Raw genomic sequence first — 23,591 nt, 5'->3', positions numbered from 1 at the left:
AACACAGATTTTCTGTACACACCGAACCTTGTGGGAGCGGGCTTGCCCGCGAAGGCGTCAGCAGCTTCAACAAAAATCACCTGGCGGGAGCAGGCTTCAACACCAACCACAACGCCGCTGCAATCAACAGCCCGCCATACACATGTGCCATCGACAGCGGCTCATCGAGAAACATCGCCCCCCATAACACACCAAACGGCGGGATCGCGAAGGTCACGGTGGACGATTTCACCGGGCCGATCGAGCTGAGCAAGCGAAAGTAAATGATGTAGGCAAACGCCGTGCACACCAGCCCCAGTCCCAGCAGCGACAGCCAGACATTCCAGCCGCCCCAGCTTGCGGGTGGCTGGCTGAGTGCGCTGTAGCCGAACAGTGGTAGCAGGAACAAGGTTGCCCCGAGCATGCTACCCAATGCAGACAGACGACTGTCGAGCCCACCGGCCTGATCGAGCCAGCGCCGCGCGAGGAACCCGGCGAAGCCGTAGCAGGTGGTCGCGAGCAGGCAGGCGATGGCGCCCATCAGCAGCGGCAAGTCGAACGCCACCGGGCCGGCGCGGGTCAGCACGCCCACACCGAACAGGCCGAGGAAGACCCCACCCAGTTTGGCGGCGCTGAGTCGCTCACTGAAAAACAGCCCGCCGATCAACACCCCCATCAATGGCGTGGTGGCGTTGAAAATCGCCGAGTAACCGGCGGGCAGCACCTGAGCAGCCACCGAATACAGCGTCGCCGGAATGCCGGAGTTGATCACCCCGAGCAGCATCACGGTTTTCAGCTTGCCCTTGAAGTCCCAGCGCACGCGCAACAGGCCGAGGATCACCAACAAGCCGACCGCGGCAATCGACACACGGAAAAAAGCCGTGGGGATCGTGCCGATCACCGGGGCGATGATGCGCATGAACAGAAAGCTTGCACCCCAGATGGCCGCCAGCAACAGCAGACGTACAAGATCGACAGGGCTCACGGTGCACTCCTTCCATTGATGGGGGCGAGAGTGTTGCCGAGAGCCCTGTCGATGGCAACCGAAAAACCGGCATCAAATTACAAAGCGCGTCACCAGACCGTTGAGGTCTATGGCCAGGCGCGAGAGCTCCTGGCTGGCAGCCGAAGTCTGGGTGGCGCCCGCGGCGGTCTGGGTCGACAGGTCGCGGATGGTCACCAGGTTCTGGTCGACTTCCCGGGCCACCAGTGCCTGTTGTTCGGCGGCGCTGGCGATGACCAGATTGCGTTCGTTGATCTGCGAAATCGACGCGGTGATTTTCTCCAGTGCATTGCCCGCGCTGTTGGCCCTACGCAAGGTTTGGTTTGCATGCTCGGCACTGCTTTGCAAGGCACCGACCGTGGCCCCGGTGCCTTGCTGGATGTTGGTGATCATCTGCTCGATTTCTTCCGTGGAGTTCTGCGTACGTTGCGCCAGGGAACGCACCTCGTCGGCGACCACGGCAAACCCACGTCCTGCTTCCCCTGCCCGTGCCGCTTCGATGGCCGCATTGAGGGCCAGCAGGTTGGTCTGTCCGGCAATGCCGCGAATCACTTCCAGCACCTTGCTGATGTCCTGCGCCTGTACCGCCAGCCCCTGTGCCTGTTCCGAGGCGCCCAGCACTTCGCTGACCAGTCCCTGGATGGCGGTGATGGTTTCGCTCACCTGTACGTGCCCGTGCTTGCTGTCCTCGTTCGACGCCTGGGACGCCTGGGCACTGGACACGGCGTTGGCGGCCACTTCGTCCACGGCGGTGCTCATTTCGGTAACGGCGGTGGCAGCCATTTCGATCTGGTCGTTCTGCTGTTGCAGGCCACGGGTGCTTTCCTCCATCACCGAGCTCATTTCCTCAGCGGCGGATGCCAGTTGCCTGGCCGAATCGCTGATGCCGCGAATGGTCAAGCGCAAGCTGTCCTGCATGTCGGACAGGGCCGAAAGCAGCAACGCGGCTTCGTCCTTGCCGTCGCTGACGATCTGGCCGCTGAGGTCGCCGTCCGCAATTCGGCGTGCGGCACTCAGTGCATGGTTGATCGGCGTGGTGATGCTGCGAGTCAGTGCCCAGGCCAGTAGCAGGGTGGCGAGCAGGGCGATGACGATGATCGAACCAACGATCCATTGGGCGCGCTCGTACAAGGATTGCGCGGCATCGGCGGCGGCATCGGCACCCTGCTGATTGAAGCTGATTATCGACTCGAGCGTTTTATCCACCAGACTGCCTTGCGCGCTCAGCTCTGCATTCAGGTGTTCGAACGTCTGGCTCTCGTGGCCGGCGTCCAGTCTGGCGACGATTTGATCGACGAGCGACAGGTACTTGGCCACGCCTTGCTTCAGGTTGTCGAGCATGGCGCGTTCCTGATCGCTTGAGAGCAGGGCGGCCTGTTCATCAAAGCGCTTGAGCAAGGCCTGGCGCTTGTCATTGATGATGCTTTTGCTTTTTAGCTTCACTTCATTGAAGGCGCTGGTCCTCATCCGCAATGACTCCAGGCGGATGGCGGCAATGTCGGCCGCGCTGTCGTGGACGCTTTCGCTGCTTGGCATCCAGGTCTCTTCAATCACCCTGGCGCTTTCGCGCAGGGTGGCCATCTGACCAATCCCGAACAGTCCGACCAATACCAGAAGGGTGGCCAGAACGGCAAAACTCAAACTCGCACGCAAACCGATGCGCAGGTTCCTTAACGACATAAGGTGCTCCTTGGGCTGATAAAAAGAGGATGTCCTCGTAGCCCGAGGATCTTGTTTTAGGCAGGTAACGGCGGCGTATATATCAAAGTGCCATCATTTTGGTAAGGCCAATCAGGGCAGGTGTCGAGACCTCCTACGCGGGTGAGCGAAACCTGCAAAGGTGTGCGTCCATGAAGACGGGAGCGTTGGATTGGATCCGAAAGCCACGTCGCTCGCGGCTTGCAGATGAATCGTTTCATCTTGTGGAAATGACGCGCGGGTCATTTTTCTGACCAAACGGTCGAGTTAAATAAATCCGAAAAACATCGGCCAGCCGATTGATGGCGTGGCAGTCATCGCAAAAATTACGCTTCTCCTGCACCGGGTTCACTGGCTAAGCTCAGGTCTTCCGAATTCCCGTAGAGGTCTCATCATGGTGCAGCAATGGCCCGCCGCCGATATCGCCCGAACCGTCCTCGATGGGTTCGACGATTACCGCGAGCATTTTCGCCAGATAACCGACGGCGCCAGGGCGCGGTTCGAGCAGGCGCAGTGGCAGGCGACCCAGGAGGCTTCGGCGGCGCGGATCAACCTTTACGAGGAAAAGGTCGCCGAGACGGTCAAGCGTTTGCGCACCGCCTTCGACAGCGAAACCCTGGATGTGAGCTGCTGGCCGCTGGTCAAGAACGCCTACATCAGCCTGATCGACCTGCGCTTCGACGATGAGCTTTCGGAGACCTGGTACAACTCGATCTTCTGCGGACTCTTCAGCCATGACCTGATCAGCGACGGTTGCATGTTCATCCACACCACCCGGCCGAGCCTGCGCCGGGCCCGCGCGGCGCAAACCCGAATCTACAAACCCCAGGGGCATCTGTCAGAAATGCTCGCGAGCATTTTTGCCGACTACCGTTTCAGCGAGAATTACGCCGACCTGCCGGGGGACCTGCGCCGTCTCGAAGCGCAATTGCGCGAAAACCTGCCGGATTGGGTGTGCAAGGACCCTGACCTGAGCGTCGAGCTGTTTTCCTCGGTGCTGTACCGCAACAAGGGCGCGTACCTGGTAGGGCGCATCTTCACCGCCGATGAGCAGTGGCCGCTGGCGATTCCGCTGCTGCACCTGGAAGGGCGTGGCATCCAGATCGATGCGCTGATCACCGACGAAGCCGATGTGTCGATCATCTTCTCTTTCACCCGTTCGTATTTCATGGTCGACGTGCCGGTGCCGGCGGAGTTCATCGGTTTTCTCAAGCGTATCCTGCCGGGCAAGCACATTGCCGAGCTGTACACCTCGATCGGTTTCTACAAGCACGGCAAGTCGGAATTTTACCGGGCACTGATCAATCACCTGGCCAATACCGACGACCAGTTCATCATGGCCCCCGGCGTGCGTGGCATGGTGATGAGCGTGTTCACCCTGCCGGGTTTCAACACCGTGTTCAAAATCATCAAGGACCGGTTCTCTCCCTCGAAAAACGTCGACCGCGCCACGGTGATCGAGAAGTACCGTCTGGTGAAAAGCGTCGACCGCGTCGGGCGCATGGCCGACACCCAGGAGTTCGCCGACTTCCGTTTCCCGCTGAGCAAGTTCGAACCGGCGTGCCTGGAAGAATTGCTGGAAGTGGCGCCGTCGACGGTGTCGGTGGAAGGTGACACCGTGCTGATCCGCCACTGCTGGACCGAGCGGCGCATGACCCCGCTGAACCTGTACCTGGATAACGCCAACGAAGCACAGGTGCGCGAAGCGCTGGAAGACTACGGCCTGGCCATCAAGCAACTGGCGGCGGCCAACATCTTCCCCGGTGACATGCTGCTGAAGAACTTTGGCGTCACCCGCCATGGCCGCGTGGTGTTTTATGACTACGACGAGATCTGTTTCCTGACCGAAGCCAACTTCCGCCACATCCCGGCGCCGCGCACCCCCGAGGACGAGATGGCCTCGGAACCCTGGTATTCGATCGGGCCGCTGGATGTATTCCCGGAAGAGTTTCCACCGTTCCTGTTCGCCGATTCAGGGCAACGCAAGCTGTTCGATCAATTGCATGGCGAGTTGTACAACGCCGATTACTGGAAGAGCTTGCAGGAGGCGATTCGGGCGGGGAAGGTGATTGATGTGTTTCCGTATCGTAGACAAGCAGCGGCAAGCGATTAGCTGCAAGCTGCAAGCCGTTTGAAGCTTGCAGCTGCATCTCTGTTACCCTTGCAGCTTTTAGCTTATCGCTTGCGGCTGCATTAATGACCATCGACAAACTGCTGAAAAACCTCGATCACGCCATGCTCGCCGACCGTCACCGGCTGCGGCGGCAGTTGCTTGAGCTGCGCAAGAAACCCGATGAGGCCAAGCTGGCTCAGTGGGTGACACGCCTGCAGGCGTCCTGTGATCAGGTGCTGGCGCGCAAGGCCAGCCTGCCGGTGATTCGTTACGACGACAGCCTGCCGATTGCCGCCAAGCGCGATGAGATCAAGAAGGCCCTGGAACAACACCAGGTGCTGATCATCGCCGGCGAAACCGGCTCGGGCAAAACCACCCAGTTGCCGAAGATCTGCCTGGAAATCGGGCGCGGGCAACACGGGCTGATTGGCCACACCCAGCCGCGCCGGATCGCTGCGCGCAGCGTCGCCAGCCGGGTTGCCGAGGAACTGGGTACACCGTTGGGCGCGCTGGTCGGTTATCAGGTGCGTTTCGAAGACCAGAGCGACGCCAATACGCTGATCAAGCTGATGACCGACGGCATCCTGCTGGCGGAAACCCAGAACGATCGCTATCTGGAACGCTACGACACGATCATCGTCGACGAAGCCCACGAACGCAGCCTCAACATCGATTTCCTGCTGGGCTACCTCAAGACCCTGCTGCCGCGTCGCCCGGACCTGAAAGTCATCATCACCTCGGCCACCATCGACCTGGAGCGCTTCTCCAAGCACTTCGACGATGCACCCATTGTCGAAGTCTCGGGCCGTACGTTCCCGGTGGACACCTGGTACCGCCCGCTGACCCTGGAACAGGACGAAGAGGGCAATCGCGTCGAGGACGACCTGACTGTGGATCAGGCGATCCTCGCCACCCTCGACGAAATTGCCGCGTATGAGCGCAGCGAGCGCCGCAGCCCTGGCGACGTGCTGGTGTTCCTGCCCGGCGAGCGGGAGATTCGCGACGCCGCCGACATGCTGCGCAAGGCCCAGCTCAAGCACACCGAAATCCTGCCGTTGTACGCACGGCTGTCGCCAGCGGAGCAGCAGCGGATATTCCAGTCGCACCCAGGTCGTCGCGTGGTGCTGGCAACCAACGTCGCGGAAACCTCCCTGACGGTGCCGGGCATTCGCTACGTGATCGACAGCGGCACCGCGCGCATCAGCCGCTACAGTTACCGCGCCAAGGTTCAGCGCCTGCCCATCGAGGCGATTTCCCAGGCCAGCGCCAACCAGCGTAAAGGGCGGTGCGGGCGGGTCGAGCCAGGGATCTGCGTGCGCCTTTACAGCGAAGAAGATTTTCTGGGTCGCCCGGAATTCACCGACCCGGAAATCCTGCGCACCAACCTCGCGGCGGTGATCCTGCAGATGCTGCATCTGCGCCTCGGTGAAATCACGGCATTCCCGTTTATCGAACCGCCGGATGGCAAGGCCATCAGTGACGGTTTCAACTTGCTGCAAGAACTCTCGGCAGTGGACCGCAACAGTCAGTTGACGCCGCTGGGTCGCCAGTTGGCGCGCCTGCCGGTGGACCCGCGCATGGGTCGCATGCTGCTGGAAGCGGCGAAGCTGGGCAGTTTGCAGGAAGTGCTGATCGTCGCCAGCGCCATGTCGATCCAGGACCCGCGCGAGCGTCCGCCAGAACGTCAACAAGCGGCGGACCAGGCTCACGCGCAATGGAAGGATCCCGATTCGGACTTCGCCGCGCTGGTCAATCTTTGGCGTGGATTCGAAGAGCAGCGCCAGGCATTGACGGCCAGCCCGCTGCGCAACTGGTGCCGCAAGAATTTTCTCAACTACTTGCGCCTGCGCGAGTGGCGCGACTCCCACCGTCAGTTGAGCCTCATTTGCCGCGACCTGCAATTGAGCCTTAACAAAGAACCGGCGGATTACCCGAAATTGCACAAGGCGGTATTGGTCGGCCTGCTCAGCCAGATAGGCCAGAAAACCGAGGACGGCGATTACCTCGGCGCCCGTCAGCGGCGTTTCTGGATTCACCCGTCGTCAGGCATCGGCAAGAAGCGCCCGCAATGGCTGATGACAGCTGAACTGGTGGAGACCACCAAGCTCTACGCGCGCATGGTGGCCAAGATCGACGCCGACTGGATCGAGCCGCTCGCCGGGCACCTGATCAAGAAAAACCACTTCGAACCGCATTGGGAGAAGAAGCGCGGGCAGGTCGTAGCCTACGAGCAGATCACGCTGTTCGGGCTGATCGTGGTCGGTCGTCGGCCGGTGCATTTCGGCCCTGTGGACCCGGTGGTGTCCCGCGAGTTGTTCATCCGCGAAGGCCTGGTGCGCGGCGAAATCCAGTCCAAGGCCAAGTGCCTGGCGGCGAATGCGCGCCTGCTCGAACAGCTCGACGAACTGGAAGCCAAGGCCCGTCGGCGTGACATCCTCGCCGACGAGGAAACCCTGTACGCGTTCTACGATGCGCGGCTGCCGGCGGAGATCCACCAGACCGCGACCTTTGACAGTTGGTACCGGGTCAACAGCCAGAAAGACCCACAGCTGTTGATCATGCGCGAAGAGGATGTGCTGGCCCGCGAAGCCAGTGAAGTCACCGCGATGCAATACCCCGACACCCTGCACATCGGTGATCTGGAACTGGCGCTCAGTTACCACTTCGAACCCAATCACCCACGCGATGGCGTGACCTTGCGCGTGCCGGCGCCGCTGTTGCCGATGCTGCCGCCGGAACGCCTGGAATGGCTCGTGCCAGGGTTGATCGAAGCCAAGTGCATTGCCCTGGTGCGTAACCTGCCCAAGGCCTTGCGCAAGAACTTCGTACCGGTGCCGGACTTCGTCAAGGCGGCGTTGCAGCGCATGACCTTTGCCGAGGGCTCGCTGCCCCAGTCGCTGGGGCGCGAGCTGCTGCGCATGACCGGCGCACGGGTCAGCGATGAAGCCTGGGCGGAAGCGGCGCAGCAGGTCGAAAGTCATCTGCGCATGAACCTGGAAATTGTCGATGGCCAGGGCCAGTTCCTCGGCGAAGGACGGGATCTGGCGGAACTGACGGCGCGTTTTGCCGAAGCCAGTCAGGCCGCTCTGGCGGTGCCACAGACCGCGAAAAGCCAGCAGCCGGTGGAGGCGAAAGTGTTCGCTGCGGTGGCGGAAAAAACCCAGCAGAAGATCGCCGGACTGTCGATGACGGTCTATCCGGCGTTGGTGGAAGAGGGCGGTACGGTCAAGGAAGGGCGTTTCTCGACGCCGGCCGAAGCCGAGTTCCAACACCGCCGCGCCTTGCAGCGTTTGCTGATGCAGCAACTGGCGGAACCGGCGAAGTTCCTGCGCGGCAAGTTGCCGGGGCTGACCGAGCTGGGCCTGCTGTACCGCGACATGGGGCGTGTCGATGCACTGGTCGAAGACATCCTGCTGGCCAGCCTCGACAGTTGCATCCTCGACGGCGAAGACCCGTTGCCCCGGGACGGTGCGGGATTGGCGGCGCTGGCCGAACGCAAGCGTGGCGCCTGGACCGAGCATGCCGAGCGCGTGGCCAGGTTGACCCTGGACATTCTCAAGCTCTGGCACGGCCTGCAAAAGCGCTTCAAGGGCAAGATCGACCTGGCGCAAGCCGTGGCCCTGAACGACATCAAGCAGCAGCTCAGCCAACTGGTGTACCCGGGCTTTGTCCGCGAAACACCGATGCAGTGGCTCAAGGAGCTGCCGCGTTACCTCAAGGCCATCGAGCAGCGCTTCGAGAAGCTGGGCGCCCAGGTGCAGAAAGATCGGGTCTGGAGTGGTGAGCTCTCGGCCCTGTGGAGCCAGTACCAGACCCGTGCCGCTAAACACGCCCAGGAAGGCAAGCGTGATCCGCAGCTTGAGTTGTATCGCTGGTGGCTGGAGGAATACCGGGTGTCGTTGTTCGCCCAGCAGTTGGGGACCAAGGTGCCGATCTCCGATAAGCGCCTGAATAAACAGTGGACGCAAGTCGAAGCGTAACCGCCGCCCTCTGTAGGAGCGAGCTTGCTCGCGATGGACGTCAACGATGACACGGGAAGCCTGACACCCCGCGGTGTTCTCACGCCCATCGCGAGCAAGCTCGCTCCTACAGGGCCGGTGTTTGGCGGGTTACCGGCAAAACACGCCAAAACCTGCCATTTATGGCAAACTTCGCGACCATAAACGCCGGTTTCGTGACCCAGTGCCTTCGCACGGGTCGGATGTCGGAATAAAGCGATGCCAGGTTTGCGTCCCCTGGAGGGGAATAGACCCTTTATGTATTGGTACGTCGGTGCCAATGCTTTCTGCCTGAATCAATTTCGAGAAACGACCATGCATAACGTCGTCATCAGCGGCACCGGCCTGTACACCCCGGCCAACAGCATTTCCAACGAAGAGCTGGTGCAGTCTTTCAATGCTTACGTCGCGCAATTCAACGCCGACAACGCAGACGCCATCGCCCGCGGCGAAATCCAGGCGTTGACCGAATCCAGCGCCGCCTTCATCGAAAAAGCCTCCGGGATCAAAAGCCGCTTTGTCATGGACAAGGAAGGCATTCTCGACCCGCAACGCATGACGCCCCGTCTGCCGGAACGCTCGAATGACGAGTGGTCGGTGCTGTGCCAGATGGCGATCGGTGCTGCCGAGCAAGCCTTGCAACGCGCCGGCAAGACTGCTGCCGACATTGACGGCGTGATCGTCGCCTGCTCCAACCTGCAACGGGCCTATCCGGCCATCGCCATCGAAGTTCAGGAAGCGCTGGGCATCGAAGGTTTCGGTTTCGACATGAACGTGGCCTGTTCCTCGGCCACTTTTGGTATCCAGGCCGCTGCCAACAGCATCCAGTTGGGCCAGGCCCGGGCGATCCTGATGGTCAACCCGGAAGTGTGCACCGGTCACCTGAACTTCCGTGACCGCGACAGCCACTTCATCTTCGGCGACGCCGCCACCGCAGTGATCATCGAACGGGCTGACCTGGCTACGTCCCCGTATCAGTTCGACATCGTCAGCACCAAGCTGCTGACCAAGTTCTCCAACAATATTCGCAACAACTTCGGCTTCCTTAACCGCGCCGCCGAAGAGGGCATCGGCACCCGGGACAAACTGTTCGTGCAGGAAGGTCGCAAGGTGTTCAAGGAAGTCTGCCCGATGGTGGCCGAGCTGATTGGCCAGCACCTTGCCGAGAACCAGCTCAATGTCGCGGATGTGAAGCGCTTCTGGCTGCACCAGGCCAACCTGAGCATGAACCACCTGATCGTCAAGAAGCTGCTGGGCCGCGACGCCACCGAACAGGAAGCTCCGGTGATCCTCGACACCTATGCCAACACCAGTTCCGCAGGTTCGGTGATTTCGTTCCACAAAAACCAGGACGACCTGGCCTCCGGCTCGCTGGCAGTGCTCAGCTCGTTTGGTGCCGGTTATTCGATTGGTAGTGTGATTTTGCGCAAGCTGTGATCGTTTGGGCCAAACGCAAAAAACCTGGCGCTGCTGTATCGGACGGATGATGGGGACCGATACGGCAACGCCAGGTTGTAAGATGCGCCTCGGGCTTCCTTGCCCGAGTCGTGGAGCGGGTATCAGAACTTCGCTTCAGCATCCAGTTGCAGGGTGTTGATCTTCGAGTCCCGCAGCGTGGCGTTGGTGTAGTCCGAATCAGCCATGAAGTACGTCGCGCCCAGGGCAAAGTTCTTGTCCAGGTCGTAGCTCACTTTCAGCTTGCTGCCGCGCGAACCGGTGAAACCGTTGGCGAAGTCCGAGTCGGTGAAAGCACCCACCACGGCGTTACGCTGTACGTCGCGGTAGTTGTAGTCGATACCGAAGCCGTAGACCTTGGTCTTGGCGCCGACCAGCCAGCCCATGTCCTGATCGTTGCTGGCGTCTTTGTTGTTGACCACCTGGCCGTACAGCGACAGTGGCATTGGCAGACCGCCGATGTCCAGTTGGCCGAAGCCTTCGTACAACTTGAACTGTTCGTTGGCGGTGTTGCCGTTGATGGCCAGGCGGCAGCTGTTGGCAGTACAGGTGTTGCTGATGTCGTTGTCGTTGTCGTAGGCGTAGATACTGCCGCCCAGGGTCATTTTCAGGTTGTCGGTGATCGCAAAGCGTGCACCCAACTGGCCGGCGTACAGGCGCAGGTCGTGACGGAACTGTTTGCCGTCGCCGTCGACGTTGTCCTTGAGGGTGTAGTGACCGGCGCTGCCGAACAGCTCGGTGCTGCCGCCCAGCGGGTATTTGTAGGAAGCCGACAGGCCTTCCGGGCTGATGTCGCTATCCCAGATGATGTCGCCCATGCTCACCCATTGCTGCGGCATCTTGCCCGCTACGAGGTGCAGGTTCTTGATGGCGTCCGGGTGGTAGTCGACGTAACCCTGGTCCAGCCAGATGTCTTTCTTGGTGAAGTTGTTGTCCAGACTCTGGTTGGTCGAGCGTGGATCGTTGTCGCTACCGGTGGCGATACGGATACCGGTATCGACTTGCGGGTTGATCTCGGTGTAGGCACCCAGGCGTACACGGATACGCTGACGGTCCTGGTCACCGGAGTTGGAAACGCCGTCGTTCTTCACGGTTTCCTGACGGAAACGTACGTCACCCTTGAACTGGGTCTTGGCTGCCCACGCCAGTTTCTGGTCGAAGGAGCTCAGCTCGTTGGTTTTCTTTGCGGTCGCGGCGATCTGCTCGTTGGTCTCTTGCTGAGCCTGGCGAGCGATCTGCTGTTCTTTCTGATCACGGGCCAGTTCGGCTTGCAATTCGCTGTACTGGGCATTGGTAATCGAACCGTTAGCCTTGAGCATGTCCAGCAGTTTGGCGTCGACTGCGGCGCTGGCCGGTACACTCATGGCCAACAGCAGGCCGCCACACAGGGCTGCCGCAGTTTTCGTGGAAGCAAGACGCATATCAATCTCCGAAGGGTGAGAGAGGATGACCGGGTCATCCAGGGCACAACCGACCGTTGAAGGACGGAAAACAGTGACCGGGTTAGAACCCGGCGCTCTAAAAACTGGCGCCAGTATCGCGATGGTTTATGACAAAGCAGTGGCAATGTGATGGCGTCTCGATGACGTTTTGTGGGTTTTTTGAACTTTGCTTCAGCACCTTTGTCGCGCGATCGCGAGGTGTGGAATGAGTGCCGATAAGCAATACTTGCGAGGCTCTGGCCCGCGAAGTGGAGAGGATTCGATGCCGTTGAAACGTCTGCAAAAACTGTCTGAAATAGACCCGCCTACCTGGGACGCCCTGGTGCCGGAGAGTCAGCCGTTTCTGCGCCATGCCTTTCTCAGCTCACTGGAGGACAGTGGCAGTGTCGGTCCTCATTCGGGATGGCAGCCCGAGCATTTGCTGCACATGGACGGTGAGCGGCTGATTGCCGCATTGCCCAGTTATCGCAAGTGGCATTCCTACGGCGAGTACGTGTTCGATCACGCCTGGGCGGACGCTTGCGAGCGGGCCGGCATCGACTATTACCCGAAGTTGTTGACCGCTGTGCCCTTCAGCCCGGTCAGCGGTCCGCGCCTGCTGGCGGGGTCGGTCGAAGACGGTTTTGAGTTGCTCAAGAGCCTGCCCGGTTACCTGGAAATCGAAGGGCTTGGCAGTGCGCACATCAATTTCACCGACCCGTTCACCGACGCCGCACTGGCCGAGCAATCCGGGTGGTTGCAACGCATTGGCTGCCAGTATCACTGGCAGAATCGCGGTTATGGCGATTTCCAGGACTTCCTCGACGTGCTCAGTTCGCGCAAGCGCAAGCAGATGCGCAAGGAGCGCGAACAAGTGGCAGGGCAGGGTTTCGACTTCGAGTGGCTGGAAGGTCGGGAGCTGGATGAGGTGCAGTGGGATTTCATCTATGCCTGCTACGCCAACACCTACGCGGTGCGTAGGCAAAGGCCTTATCTGACCCGGGAATTTTTCAGTCTGCTGGCCGAGCGCATGCCGGAGGCGATTCGCGTGGTGTTGGCCAAACAGGGCTCACGGCCGGTGGCCATGGCCTTCAGCCTGGTGGGGGGGGACAGTTTTTACGGGCGTTATTGGGGCTGCCTGGCGGAGTTCGACCGCCTGCATTTCGAGACCTGCTTCTATCAAGGCATGGACTACGCGATCGCCAACGGCTTTCAACGTTTTGACGCTGGAGCCCAGGGTGAACACAAGTTGATCCGCGGCTTCGAGCCGGTGATCACCCATTCCTGGCATTACCTTCGTCATTCGGGCCTGAAAGCCGCGGTCAAGGATTTCCTGCAACAGGAGCGCCTTGGCGTATTGGCCTATGCCGAGGAGGCGAGGTCTGCCTTGCCCTATCGACAAGGCTGATCCTCGCCCGGGGTTCAGGAATCTTCTTTACCCAGCCATCGATACGTCACGCCACCCATGACCGCGCCGAGCAGCGGCGCCACCCAGAACATCCACAACTGCGCGATGGCCCAGCCGCCGACAATCAATGCCGGGCCGGTGCTGCGGGCCGGGTTGACGGAAGTGTTGGTGACGGGAATCGAGATCAGGTGGATCAGTGTCAGGGCCAGGCCAATGGCAATCGGTGCCAGCCCGGCCGGTGCGCGTTTGTCGGTGGCGCCGAGGATGATCAGCACGAACATCGCCGTCATCACCAACTCGCAGACAAACCCTGCGGCCATCGAGTACTTGCCGGGGGAATGTTCGCCGTACCCATTGGAAGCGAGGCCGGCAGAGAGGTCGAAACCTTCCTTGCCGCTGGCAATGTAGTAGATCAAGCCGGCAGCGATGATCGCACCGATGACTTGGGCAATGATGTAGGCCGGCAATTCCCGTGCGGGAAACCGGCCACCCACGGTGAGGCCCACCGACACGGCGGGGTTCAGGTGGCAGCCGGAAATGTGGCCGATCGCGAAGGCCATGGTCAGCACTGTGAGGCCAAACGCCAGGGCTACGCCCAGCACCCCGATGCCCAGCGGAGAAGACGCGGCCAACACCGCACTGCCGCAACCCCCCAACACCAGCCAGAACGTACCTAACAACTCAGTGACTGAACGTTTGAACAGAGACATGAGCGTGTCCTTGATAGCGTGCTATCGAGACTGTATCGAGTAATGCATCCTGCAGACTTACGACAGGTTCATCTCCAGAACCTGTGGTGAGTACAGCACGATTTATGCGGATTTCCAGCGGCGATAAAAAAACCGCCAGGCCCCGCGGTTGGCGGGCTGTGGCGGTTTATTTGGTCGGGCGAGGTGCCCTGTAGGAGCGGGCTTGCCCGCGATTACGGTGTATCAGTCAACGATTCTGTTCAATGACCCACCGCAATCGCGGGCAAGCCCGCTCCTACAGTGGATTGCGGTGTCCTACGAGATCAATCAATCCCCACAAACCCACCCGTCTGGTGCTGCCACAACCGCGCATACAACCCGCCATGGGCCAGCAGTTCGGCATGGGTGCCGGTTTCGGCAATGCGGCCTTTCTCCAGTACCACCAGGCGGTCCATGCGGGCGATGGTCGAGAGGCGGTGGGCGATGGCGATCACGGTCTTGCCTTGCATCAGGGTTTCCAGGCTTTCCTGGATCGCGGCTTCGACCTCCGAATCCAGCGCCGAGGTGGCTTCGTCCATGATCAGGATTGGCGCATCCTTGAGCAGCACCCGGGCGATGGCGATCCGTTGGCGCTGGCCTCCGGAAAGCTTGACCCCCCGTTCACCGACATGGGCATCGAAGCCTGTTCGGCCTTCGGCGTCTGAAAGCAACGGGATGAACTCGTCGGCGCGGGCCTTGTGCACCGCTTCCCACAACTGCGCATCGGTGGCATCGGGTTTGCCATAAAGCAGGTTGTCGCGGATCGAGCGGTGCAGCAGCGAGGTGTCCTGGGTGATCATGCCGATACGCGCGCGCAGGCTTTCCTGATCGACCTCGGCGATGTTCTGGCCATCGATGCTGATGCGCCCGCCCTCTACGTCGTAGAGACGCAGCAGCAGGTTGACCAGGGTGGACTTACCCGCACCGGACGGGCCGATCAGGCCGATTTTCTCACCGGCCTTGATCGTCAGGTTGAGGCCGCCAATGACCCCTTTCTGTTTACCGTAGTGGAAGTCCACCTGCTCGAAGCGCACTTCGCCGCGCGGCACGACCAGCGGCTTGGCGTCGTCGCGGTCGGTGACGGCGATCGGTTGCGAGATACTCTGCAAACCGTCCTGGACCATGCCGATGTTTTCGAAGATGCCGGTGACCACCCACATGATCCAGCCGGACATGTTGACGATGCGGATTACCAGGCCGGTAGCCAGGGCGATCGCGCCGACGGTGATCAGTGACTGCGTCCATAACCACAGGGCGAGGCCGGTGGTGGTGACGATCAGCAGGCCGTTGAGACTGGTGACGACCAGGTCCATGCTGGTGACCACACGCCCGGCGAGCTGTGCCTTGACCGTCTGTTCGTCAATGGCTTCCCGGGCGTATTGCTGTTCGTAGTTGGTGTGGGCGAACAGCTTCAGCGTGGTGATGTTGGTGTAGCCGTCGACGATGCGGCCCATGAGTTGGGAGCGTGCGTCCGAGGAGACCACCGAGCGTTCCTTGACCCGTGGCACGAAGTAGTAGAGCGCGCCGATGTAGGCGGCGATCCAGCACAGCAGCGGGATCATCAGGCGCCAGTCGGCCTCGGCGAATAGCACCAGCGAACTGATCGCATAGATCAGCACGTGCCACAGGGCATCGACTGCCTGCACGGCGGAATCGCGCAGGGAGTTGCCCGTTTGCATGATGCGTTGGGCGATGCGTCCGGCGAAGTCGTTCTGGAAGAAATTCAGGCTCTGCTTGAGCACGTAGCTGTGGTTCTGCCAGCGGATCAGGCTGGTCATGCTCGGGCTCAGGGTCTGGTGCACGAGCAGGTCATGCAGGCCGACGAACACCGGGCGCAGGATCAGCGCCACGACCGCCATCCAGGCCAGTTCAAGGCCATGATCCTTGAAAAAATTGACGTTGGGCGTGCCCTGGGCCAGGTCGATGATGCGGCTCAGGTAGCTGAACAGCGCCACTTCAATCAAGGCGCCGAACAGGCCCACGGTCAGCAGGACCGCGAAGCTTGGCCAGACTTGTTTGAGGTAGTGGACGTAGAAGGGGAAGACACGGTCCGGCGGAGTGGCCGTCGGGGCGTCACGGAAGACATCGATGAGCTTTTCAAAACGGCGATAAAGCATTGGTTCTCCGCCCGGTAAAGGGCTTTTCCCGGAACTTCTGTAGGAGCGAGCATGCTCGCGATGGTGGTCAACGATTACGCTGGCTGTCTGGATGCCTGCGGTGTCTGGGCTACCATCGCGAGCATGCTCGCTCCTACAGTAAAGGGGGCTTAATCGATGCGCTTGGCCGACTTGATGTACACCGGGTCAGCCGGCACATCCTTCATGCCGCCGCGCACGGTGGTAGGGGAATTGACGATGATGTCGACCACATCCATGCCCTTCACAACCTTGCCAAACACGGCGTAGCCATCACCCTGGTCCAGGAAGTCGTTGTCCTTGACGTTGATGAAGAACTGGCTGGTGGCCGAATTCGGGTTCGAAGTACGTGCCATGGACAGCGTGCCACGCACGTTGTGCAGGCCGTTTTTCGATTCGTTCTGGATCGGTGCCTTGGTTTCTTTCTGCTGCATCTGTTGAGTGAAACCACCGCCCTGGACCATGAAGCCCGGGATCACACGGTGGAAAATCGTGTTGTTGTAGAAGCCGCTGTCGACGTACTCAAGAAAGTTTTTGGTACTGATCGGCGCCTTGACCGGGTCCAGTTCGATTTCGATCTGGCCGTTGGTGGTTTCCAGCAACACGTGTGGCGCCTTGGCCGGTGTGGCGGCCATCAGGTTGGCGGCAAACAGAACGGAGCCGGCGACGAGGGCGATTTTTTTCAGCATGGGTCAGTGATCCTGATTGGGGTGGTATCGACTGCGGTGAGAAACTCGAGCAGGGTTTGGTTGAAGCGTTCCGGTTGATCCAGCGGTGTGGCGTGGCGCGAATCGGCGATCACCACCAACCGCGCATCGGGCAGCAGTTTGACGTAATTCTCTTTCAGCGCGACCGGTGTGTAGTCACGGTCGGCGCTGACGATGAGGGTTGGACAGGACACCTTTGACAGTCGTTCCTGAACACCCCAGCCAACGATGGCATCGAAGCTGGCGAGATAAGCATGTTTGTCATTTTTTGCCCAGCGCTCGGCCATCATTTGCCGCAATTGGGCTTGTTCCGGTTTTGGGAACAGCTTGGCGCCAAGGGCCTTGCCGATGGTGCCCAGGCTCAGCATACGCATCAGGCTCCAGCGTTTGAACCACTGCCAGTAATCGTCGCGGCTGCGCAGCTTGACCTCGGGTGCGCTGTTGACGATGCACAGGCTCTTGAGCAAGGACGGGTGGTCCACCGCCAGTTGAAAACCGATCATGCCGCCCATGGACAGACCCACATAGTGCACGGGCCCGAGGTCCAGATGCTCGATCAAGGCGACCAGGTCGGCGCTGAATCCGGCGATGCTGTAGCGCTCGCGGGGTTTGTCCGAACGTCCGTGACCGCGTACGTCTGGCACGATCACCCGATAACGGGCCGAGAGTGCCGGGATCTGTTTTTCCCAGTCCAGGGTACTGGAACCCAGGCCGTGGACCAGCAGCAGTGGAGCGCCGTGGCCATATTCCTCATAGTGCAGGTGGCAACCTTCATGTTCGAAATAGGCCATCGGTTCACTCCGTGTCAGGCTTGTTCGGGGGCGGCGAAGGGCGCGTCCAGCGGCGCGGTGTCGAAATTGCGCAGCAGGTCGATGAGGATTTGCGTCGCCGGACCCAGCGGTTTGTCCTTGTTCGAATACAGGTAGAAGCTCGGGTTACGGCTGCCGCCCTGATCCAACGGTAGCAGCTTGAGCGAACCTTCCTTGAGTTCCCGTTCGATCATGTGCCGTGGTAACCAGGCGAAACCCAGTCCGCTGCTGACAAACGTCGCGGCAGTGGCCAGGCTGCCGACGGTCCAGCGCTGTTCGGCACCCAGCCAGCCGACGTCTCGCGGCTGTTGGCGACCGGAGTCGCGGATCACCACTTGCATCTGGCTTTCCAGGTCCTGGAAGCTCAATTCACGGTTCAAGCGGTGCAGGGCGTGCTCGGGGTGGGCGACGGCGATGAATTCGACGTCACTCAGTTCCGCCCCCAGGTAACCCGGAATACTGAAACTGGTAATCGCCAGGTCAGCCACGCCTTCGAGCAGCACCTCCTCTACGCCCGACAGCACCTCTTCGCGCAGACGCACTCGACAGCCACGGCTTTGCGGCATAAAGGCAGTCAGGGCACGGACGAGGCGTGCGCTCGGGTAGGCGGCGTCCACCACCAGCCGTACTTCCGCTTCCCAGCCCTGTTCCATGTGGTGCGCCAGGTCTTCGAGCTGGCTGGCCTGTTTCACCAGTTGCCGGGAGCGGCGCAGCAGCACCCCGCCGGCTTCGGTGAGCACGGCCTTGCGCCCATCGATACGCAGCAGCGGCACGCCGAGCTGATCCTGCATACGGGCGACGGTGTAGCTGACGGACGATTGCGAGCGGTGCAGCGCTTCGGCGGCCTGGGCGAAACCGCCGTGGTCGACCACGGCCTGCAACGTTCGCCATTGATCAAGGGTCACGCGGGGCGCTTTCATGTTGAGCTCCTCTTGTCCTAAGCTGGCGGTCCCTTATTGGAGACTGCCGAATGAGAAAATTCTGTTTCGTGCTGCTGGCGATCTTGCCGTTGACGGCGTTTGCCTACCCGATCGACGTACAAAAACAACTGAACGGCATGAGCATCGACTACAACGCCAATGACACGGATACCGACATTGCCTCCATCCAGGTCAACAATTACGGCGACGTCGACGCCTCCTGCAAGGTGGTCTTCAACAATGGTCCGGAGGCGCCGCGTACCCGCAGCATCGAAGTAGCCGCCGGCAAGCACAAGACCGCTACCGCCAAGTTCAACCGGTCCATCATCAAGATGCGCATCAAGCTCACCTGCACCCCGAAATAACATCAGGTTCCGGTGGGGACCGATGGTCCCCATAGGGCATGGACAGCTTATAAACGAATTTATTGATGGGTTGTAGCAGATATTTGCGCTTTTTCATCGATATGACTCTGTTTAACCTTCACTCCATCGACTTACAGCATTCTCAGATGGAGGCTACATCCCATGTCCCGCGTTCTGATCATCGAAAGCAGCGCCCGCCAGCAAGACTCGGTATCTCGTCAACTGACCCAGACTTTCATCAGCCAGTGGAAAGCCGCGCACCCGCAGGATGAGATCACCGTCCGCGACCTGGCCATCAACCCGGTGCCGCACCTGGACATCAACCTGCTGGGTGGTTGGATGAAATCGGCCGAGCAGCGCAACGAGATCGAACAAGCTTCCCTGGAACGCTCCAACGAGCTGACCGATGAAGTGCTGGCCGCCGACGTACTGGTGCTGGCCGCGCCGATGTATAACTTCGCGATCCCGAGCACCCTCAAGGCCTGGCTCGACCATGTGCTGCGTGCCGGCGTGACCTTCAAATACACCGAGACTGGCCCGCAAGGCCTGCTCAGCGGCAAGCGTGCCTATGTGTTGACGGCTCGCGGCGGGATCTACGCCGGTGGCCCGGCCGATCATCAGGAACCGTACCTGCGTCAGGTGATGGGCTTCATCGGCATCCATGACGTGACCTTCATCCACGCCGAAGGCATGAACCTGGGGGGCGACTTCCAGGAGAAAGGCTTGAACCAGGCCAACGCCAAGCTGGCCCAGGTGGCCTGAGCCGTTAATCGCCAGATAATCACCGGATGGTCTAGTGACCTGGCGAATCCCCTTCAAGGTTTCACGCGCATCGAACCTCCCTTTGCACTTTTTGCTCCTGAGTGCTACCGCCCGATTGAACGCTTAGCGAGATCGGGCTTTTTTTTTGCCTGGGATTTTGTGAGCACCCCAACCCTCTGTAGGAGCGAGCAAGCTCGCTCCTACAACTTCAGGGCAAAACCCGCTATCGTCGCCGCCATTCCAAATGAGGCGAACATGGGCTATCTACTTTTTGTCACGCTGATCCAGGCGTTTTCCTTCAGCTTGATCGGCGAATATCTGGCCGGGCACGTCGACAGTTACTTTGCGGTGCTGATCCGGGTGCTGCTGGCAGGGCTGGTATTCATTCCCCTGACACGCTGGCGCTCGGTGGAGCCAGCCTTCATGCGCGGCATGCTGCTGATCGGGGCGTTGCAGTTCGGCGTGACCTACGTCTGCCTGTACCTTAGCTTCCGGGTGCTGACGGTGCCGGAAGTGCTGCTGTTCACTATCCTGACGCCGCTGCACGTGACCTTGATTGAAGACGCGCTGAACCGACGCTTCAATCCCTGGGCGCTGATCGCCGCATTGGTCGCGGTCGCGGGCGCTGCTGTGATTCGCTATGACCGCATCAACCCGGACTTCTTCATGGGGTTCCTGTTGCTGCAATTGGCCAACTTCACTTACGCGGCGGGCCAGGTGCTGTACAAACACCTGGTGGCACGCCACCCCAGCGACCTGCCGCACTACCGGCGTTTCGGTTATTTCTACCTGGGTGCCTTGGCGGTAGCACTGCCGGCGTTCCTGCTGTTCGGCAAACAGAACTTCCTGCCCGAAGCGCCCTTGCAATGGGCCGTGCTTATTTTCCTCGGCCTGGTCTCCACCGCGCTGGGCCTGTATTGGTGGAACAAGGGCGCCTGCCTCGTCAACGGCGGCACGCTGGCGGTGATGAACAACCTGCACGTGCCCGTTGGGCTGCTGCTGAACCTGCTGATCTGGAATCAGCATGAGGAACTGGGGCGGTTGCTGTTGGGTGGGACGGTGATATTGGCGGCGGTGTGGATCAGTCGGTTGGGGATACGCAAAACTACCACTGCACACTGAACCAACTGTGGGAGCGGGCTTGCCCGCGATTGCGACTTCAGATCCAACATTTGTGTTGGCTGATACATCGCTTTCGCGAGCAAGCCCGCTCCCACAAGGGGACTGAGTTTTACATCAAGTGTTTTTCAGGCTCAGGAAGATGACTCGCCCCCAACACCGCCGGCAACAACCCGGCCCTTAGATCCCCACCACTGGGCTGCTGATACAGGCTCAAGCCAAACTCCGGAAGCACCGCCAGCAGGTAGTCGAAAATATCCCCCTGAATCCGCTCGTAATCGGCCCACACCGTGGTGCGGGTGAAGCAATAGATTTCCAGCGGGATGCCCTGGGCCGTGGTCTGCAGTTGGCGCACCATGCAGGTCATGTTTGGCGCAACCTCCGGGTGGCTTTTCAAATACGCTAATGCGTACGCGCGGAATGTACCGATGTTGGTCATGCGCCGGCGGTTGGCCGACATGGCCGCGACGTTGCCCTGGGCCTCGTTCCAGGCCTTGAGTTCGGCTTGTTTTCGATTGATGTAGTCGGTCAGCAGGTGCACCTGGGAGAGTTTTTGTTCTTCGTCGTCGCGGATGAAACGTACGCCGCTGGCATCGATGAACAGGCTGCGCTTGATTCGGCGACCTCCGGATTGCTGCATGCCGCGCCAGTTGCGGAACGACTCGGACATCAGGCGCCAGGTGGGGATGGAGACGATGGTTTTGTCGAAGTTCTGCACCTTGACGGTGTGCAGGGTGATGTCCACCACATCACCATCGGCGCCGACCTGCGGCATCTCGATCCAGTCGCCGACGCGCAACATGTCGTTGCTGGTCAGTTGTACGCTGGCGACGAAGGACAGCAGCGTGTCCTTGTAGACCAACAGGATCACCGCCGACATGGCACCCAGGCCCGACAGCAGCAACAGCGGCGAGCGGTCGATGAGCGTGGCGACGATGATGATCGCGCCGAACACGTACAAGACCATTTTCGCCAGTTGCACGTAGCCCTTGATCGAGCGGGTGCGGGCGTGTTCGGTGCGGGCGTAGATGTCCAGCAGTGCGTTGAGCAGGGCACTGAGGGCCAGCATCATGAAGAGAATGGTGAATGCCAGCGCGACGTTGCCGAGGAAGGTCAGGCTGGTCTTGCCCAATTCCGGCACCAGGTGCAGGCCGAACTGGATCACCAGCGGCGGCGTCATCTGGGCCAGGCGATGAAACACCTTGTTCTGCAAAAAGTCGCTGACCCAGTGCAAAGCCGGTTGGCGCGCGAGCATTTTGGTTGCATGCAGAATCAGGTAGCGCGCCACTCGTCCGAGGACCAGTGCCACCACCAGCAACGTCAGCAGGCCGAGGCCCGAACGCAGGAGCGGGTGCTGGTCGAGCGCTCCCCAGAGGTCCTGAATGTTGATCCAGAGCTGTTGAATATCCATAGGTAAACCGGTTCTTCTGTAGGACGCGTCGAGGTAATTAGAGCATTTAAGGCGCTTTCAATGACAATTGGGGACAAACAACGCAACACAAAAGCCACTGTTTACTGTCGATTTCGTAAAGAAACTCGGCCTTGGCGCTCGAAACCGGTAACCTATGCCGCTGATTTTCTGCATTTCTTCGAGGTAGCACCCGTGTTTTCCGAATTCGCCCTGCACGAACGCCTGCTCAAAGCCGTGGCCGAGCTTAAATTTGTCGAGCCTACGCCTGTGCAAGCAGCGGCCATCCCGCTGGCGCTCCAGGGGCGTGACCTGCGGGTGACGGCGCAAACCGGCAGCGGCAAGACCGCCGCTTTCGTTCTGCCGATTCTCAACCGCCTGATCGGCCCGGCGAAAGTCCGGGTCAGCATCAAGACCCTGATCCTGCTGCCGACCCGTGAGCTGGCGCAGCAGACCTTGAAGGAAGTCGAACGCTTCTCGCAGTTCACCTTCATCAAGTCCGGTCTGATCACCGGCGGGGAAGACTTCAAGGTCCAGGCCGCGATGCTGCGCAAGGTGCCGGACATCCTGATCGGTACGCCGGGACGGATGATCGAGCAACTGAACGCCGGCAACCTCGACCTGAAAGAGGTTGAAGTGCTGGTACTCGACGAAGCCGATCGCATGCTCGATATGGGCTTTGCCGACGACGTGCAGCGTCTGGTGGACGAATGCCCGAATCGCCAGCAAACCATGTTGTTCTCCGCCACCACCGGTGGTTCGGGCCTGCGCGAGATGGTCGCCAAGGTTCTGAACAACCCTGAGCATTTGCAGCTCAACGCGGTCAGCCAACTGAACGAAACCACCCGTCAGCAGATCATTACCGCTGACCACAACCAGCACAAAGAGCAGATCGTCAATTGGTTGCTGGCCAACGAGACCTATCAGAAGGCCATTATCTTCACCAACACCCGGGCCATGGCCGACCGCATTTACGGTCGCCTGGTGGCGCAGGAATACAAGGCGTTTGTCCTGCACGGTGAAAAAGACCAGAAAGACCGCAAGCTGGCCATCGACCGTCTGAAGCAGGGCGGCGTGAAGATCCTCGTGGCCACCGACGTTGCTGCCCGTGGCCTGGATGTGGACGGCCTGGACCTGGTGATCAACTTCGACATGCCGCGCAGCGGCGACGAATACGTTCACCGCATCGGTCGCACCGGCCGCGCCGGCAACGACGGCCTGGCGATCTCGCTGATTTGCCACGGCGACTGGAACCTGATGTCGAGCATCGAACGCTACCTCAAGCAGAGCTTCGAGCGTCGCACGATCAAGGAAGTCAAGGGCACCTACGGCGGACCGAAAAAGGTCAAGGCCTCGGGCAAGGCCGTCGGCGTGAAGAAGAAAAAGACCGACGCCAAGGGCGACAAGAAAAAAACCGCCGCCAAGACCCCGACCAAACGCAAGAGCGTCAACCGACCGAAGGCCGAAGCGCCGTCGCTGGTCAGCAAGGACGGCATGGCGCCGCTCAAGCGCCGCAAGCCTGAGGCGCCCGCCGCCGAATAATCACCCCATAAAAAAACCGGA

At 60.4% G+C, this 23,591-nt stretch carries 16 protein-coding genes and 1 pseudogene; 8 read left to right on the top strand and 9 right to left on the bottom strand.

Annotated features, from left to right (window positions below):
* Positions 1-76 precede the first annotated feature (76 nt).
* Both AB4N33_RS14785 and AB4N33_RS14780 read right to left on the bottom strand, forming a co-directional pair.
* A complete protein-coding gene (locus AB4N33_RS14785) occupies positions 77-964 on the bottom strand; it encodes a DMT family transporter (RefSeq protein WP_476457635.1) in 888 nt (295 codons plus the stop codon).
* Positions 965-1,036: 72 nt separating this feature from the next.
* Positions 1,037-2,662, bottom strand: coding sequence for a methyl-accepting chemotaxis protein (locus AB4N33_RS14780; RefSeq protein ID WP_476457634.1), 1,626 nt, complete (start codon positions 2,660-2,662; stop codon positions 1,037-1,039).
* 412 nt (positions 2,663-3,074) lie between these two features.
* Between AB4N33_RS14780 and aceK the strand changes: the two genes are divergently transcribed.
* The 3 genes from aceK (at position 3,075) to AB4N33_RS14765 (ending at position 10,228) form a co-directional block, all read left to right on the top strand.
* Positions 3,075-4,793 (top strand): bifunctional isocitrate dehydrogenase kinase/phosphatase, encoded by a 1,719-nt coding sequence (gene aceK / locus AB4N33_RS14775; RefSeq protein WP_476457633.1) that lies wholly within the window; start codon positions 3,075-3,077, stop codon positions 4,791-4,793.
* An 83-nt stretch (positions 4,794-4,876) separates the two neighbouring features.
* Positions 4,877-8,773, top strand: a complete 3,897-nt coding sequence (gene hrpA, locus AB4N33_RS14770) for an ATP-dependent RNA helicase HrpA (RefSeq protein ID WP_476457632.1) — start codon at positions 4,877-4,879, stop codon at positions 8,771-8,773.
* A 333-nt stretch (positions 8,774-9,106) separates the two neighbouring features.
* Positions 9,107-10,228: a beta-ketoacyl-ACP synthase III gene (locus AB4N33_RS14765; RefSeq protein ID WP_460117252.1), complete on the top strand. Its 1,122-nt coding sequence runs from the start codon at positions 9,107-9,109 to the stop codon at positions 10,226-10,228.
* 122 nt (positions 10,229-10,350) lie between these two features.
* Here AB4N33_RS14765 and AB4N33_RS14760 read toward each other — a convergent pair whose 3' ends face one another.
* The gene (locus tag AB4N33_RS14760) at positions 10,351-11,667 is read right to left on the bottom strand and encodes a putative porin (protein WP_460140029.1); all 1,317 of its coding nucleotides are present in this window, start codon (positions 11,665-11,667) and stop codon (positions 10,351-10,353) included.
* Between the two features lie 283 nt (positions 11,668-11,950).
* Between AB4N33_RS14760 and AB4N33_RS14755 the strand changes: the two genes are divergently transcribed.
* The gene (locus AB4N33_RS14755; RefSeq protein ID WP_476457631.1) at positions 11,951-13,075 is read left to right on the top strand and encodes a GNAT family N-acetyltransferase; all 1,125 of its coding nucleotides are present in this window, start codon (positions 11,951-11,953) and stop codon (positions 13,073-13,075) included.
* Between the two features lie 14 nt (positions 13,076-13,089).
* Here AB4N33_RS14755 and aqpZ read toward each other — a convergent pair whose 3' ends face one another.
* The 5 genes and pseudogenes from aqpZ to AB4N33_RS14730 form a co-directional block, all read right to left on the bottom strand.
* A complete protein-coding gene (aqpZ, locus tag AB4N33_RS14750) occupies positions 13,090-13,785 on the bottom strand; it encodes an aquaporin Z (RefSeq protein WP_460117249.1) in 696 nt (231 codons plus the stop codon).
* A 302-nt stretch (positions 13,786-14,087) separates the two neighbouring features.
* Positions 14,088-15,920, bottom strand: a complete 1,833-nt coding sequence (locus AB4N33_RS14745; RefSeq protein ID WP_476457630.1) for an ABC transporter ATP-binding protein — start codon at positions 15,918-15,920, stop codon at positions 14,088-14,090.
* A gap of 149 nt (positions 15,921-16,069) precedes the next feature.
* On the bottom strand, positions 16,070-16,627 hold the full coding sequence (locus tag AB4N33_RS14740; RefSeq protein ID WP_368557584.1) for a peptidylprolyl isomerase: 558 nt from the start codon (positions 16,625-16,627) through the stop codon (positions 16,070-16,072).
* Between the two features lie 3 nt (positions 16,628-16,630).
* A pseudogene (locus tag AB4N33_RS14735) lies at positions 16,631-17,436 on the bottom strand (alpha/beta fold hydrolase).
* A gap of 14 nt (positions 17,437-17,450) precedes the next feature.
* Entirely contained in the window at positions 17,451-18,374 is a 924-nt protein-coding gene (locus AB4N33_RS14730; RefSeq protein ID WP_460117247.1) for a PA3225 family LysR-type transcriptional regulator, read from the bottom strand.
* 50 nt (positions 18,375-18,424) lie between these two features.
* Between AB4N33_RS14730 and AB4N33_RS14725 the strand changes: the two genes are divergently transcribed.
* The 3 genes from AB4N33_RS14725 (at position 18,425) to AB4N33_RS14715 (ending at position 20,623) form a co-directional block, all read left to right on the top strand.
* A complete protein-coding gene (locus AB4N33_RS14725) occupies positions 18,425-18,739 on the top strand; it encodes a 3-phosphoglycerate kinase (RefSeq protein ID WP_460117246.1) in 315 nt (104 codons plus the stop codon).
* Positions 18,740-18,901: 162 nt separating this feature from the next.
* Complete coding sequence (locus tag AB4N33_RS14720; protein ID WP_460117245.1) at positions 18,902-19,501, top strand: FMN-dependent NADH-azoreductase; 600 nt, start codon at positions 18,902-18,904, stop codon at positions 19,499-19,501.
* A 255-nt stretch (positions 19,502-19,756) separates the two neighbouring features.
* Positions 19,757-20,623: a carboxylate/amino acid/amine transporter gene (locus AB4N33_RS14715; RefSeq protein WP_476457629.1), complete on the top strand. Its 867-nt coding sequence runs from the start codon at positions 19,757-19,759 to the stop codon at positions 20,621-20,623.
* Positions 20,624-20,732: 109 nt separating this feature from the next.
* Here the strand turns inward: AB4N33_RS14715 and AB4N33_RS14710 are convergent, their stop codons facing one another.
* Positions 20,733-22,031 (bottom strand): mechanosensitive ion channel family protein, encoded by a 1,299-nt coding sequence (locus AB4N33_RS14710; protein WP_460117243.1) that lies wholly within the window; start codon positions 22,029-22,031, stop codon positions 20,733-20,735.
* Positions 22,032-22,223: 192 nt separating this feature from the next.
* Here AB4N33_RS14710 and AB4N33_RS14705 point away from each other — a divergent pair, with 192 nt between their 5' ends.
* Complete coding sequence (locus AB4N33_RS14705; protein ID WP_476457628.1) at positions 22,224-23,570, top strand: DEAD/DEAH box helicase; 1,347 nt, start codon at positions 22,224-22,226, stop codon at positions 23,568-23,570.
* Positions 23,571-23,591: the final 21 nt, after the last annotated feature.

Source organism: Pseudomonas sp. S1_E05 (genome assembly GCF_056337105.1).
The sequence above is the reverse complement of the archived record's forward strand: the minus strand, read 5'-3'. Positions and strand labels throughout refer to the sequence as shown.

What these genes read in the sequence shown, in the direction of transcription:
- AB4N33_RS14760 (WP_460140029.1), bottom strand. Translation starts at nt 11,667, where the DNA reads ATGCGTCTTGCTTCCACGAAAACTGCGGCAGCCCTGTGTGGCGGCCTG.
- AB4N33_RS14730 (WP_460117247.1), bottom strand. Translation starts at nt 18,374, where the DNA reads ATGAAAGCGCCCCGCGTGACCCTTGATCAATGGCGAACGTTGCAGGCC.
- AB4N33_RS14715 (WP_476457629.1), top strand. Translation starts at nt 19,757, where the DNA reads ATGGGCTATCTACTTTTTGTCACGCTGATCCAGGCGTTTTCCTTCAGC.
- AB4N33_RS14740 (WP_368557584.1), bottom strand. Translation starts at nt 16,627, where the DNA reads ATGCTGAAAAAAATCGCCCTCGTCGCCGGCTCCGTTCTGTTTGCCGCC.
- aceK (WP_476457633.1), top strand. Translation starts at nt 3,075, where the DNA reads ATGGTGCAGCAATGGCCCGCCGCCGATATCGCCCGAACCGTCCTCGAT.
- AB4N33_RS14765 (WP_460117252.1), top strand. Translation starts at nt 9,107, where the DNA reads ATGCATAACGTCGTCATCAGCGGCACCGGCCTGTACACCCCGGCCAAC.
- AB4N33_RS14780 (WP_476457634.1), bottom strand. Translation starts at nt 2,662, where the DNA reads ATGTCGTTAAGGAACCTGCGCATCGGTTTGCGTGCGAGTTTGAGTTTT.
- AB4N33_RS14755 (WP_476457631.1), top strand. Translation starts at nt 11,951, where the DNA reads ATGCCGTTGAAACGTCTGCAAAAACTGTCTGAAATAGACCCGCCTACC.
- AB4N33_RS14710 (WP_460117243.1), bottom strand. Translation starts at nt 22,031, where the DNA reads ATGGATATTCAACAGCTCTGGATCAACATTCAGGACCTCTGGGGAGCG.
- AB4N33_RS14745 (WP_476457630.1), bottom strand. Translation starts at nt 15,920, where the DNA reads ATGCTTTATCGCCGTTTTGAAAAGCTCATCGATGTCTTCCGTGACGCC.
- hrpA (WP_476457632.1), top strand. Translation starts at nt 4,877, where the DNA reads ATGACCATCGACAAACTGCTGAAAAACCTCGATCACGCCATGCTCGCC.
- AB4N33_RS14725 (WP_460117246.1), top strand. Translation starts at nt 18,425, where the DNA reads ATGAGAAAATTCTGTTTCGTGCTGCTGGCGATCTTGCCGTTGACGGCG.
- AB4N33_RS14720 (WP_460117245.1), top strand. Translation starts at nt 18,902, where the DNA reads ATGTCCCGCGTTCTGATCATCGAAAGCAGCGCCCGCCAGCAAGACTCG.
- aqpZ (WP_460117249.1), bottom strand. Translation starts at nt 13,785, where the DNA reads ATGTCTCTGTTCAAACGTTCAGTCACTGAGTTGTTAGGTACGTTCTGG.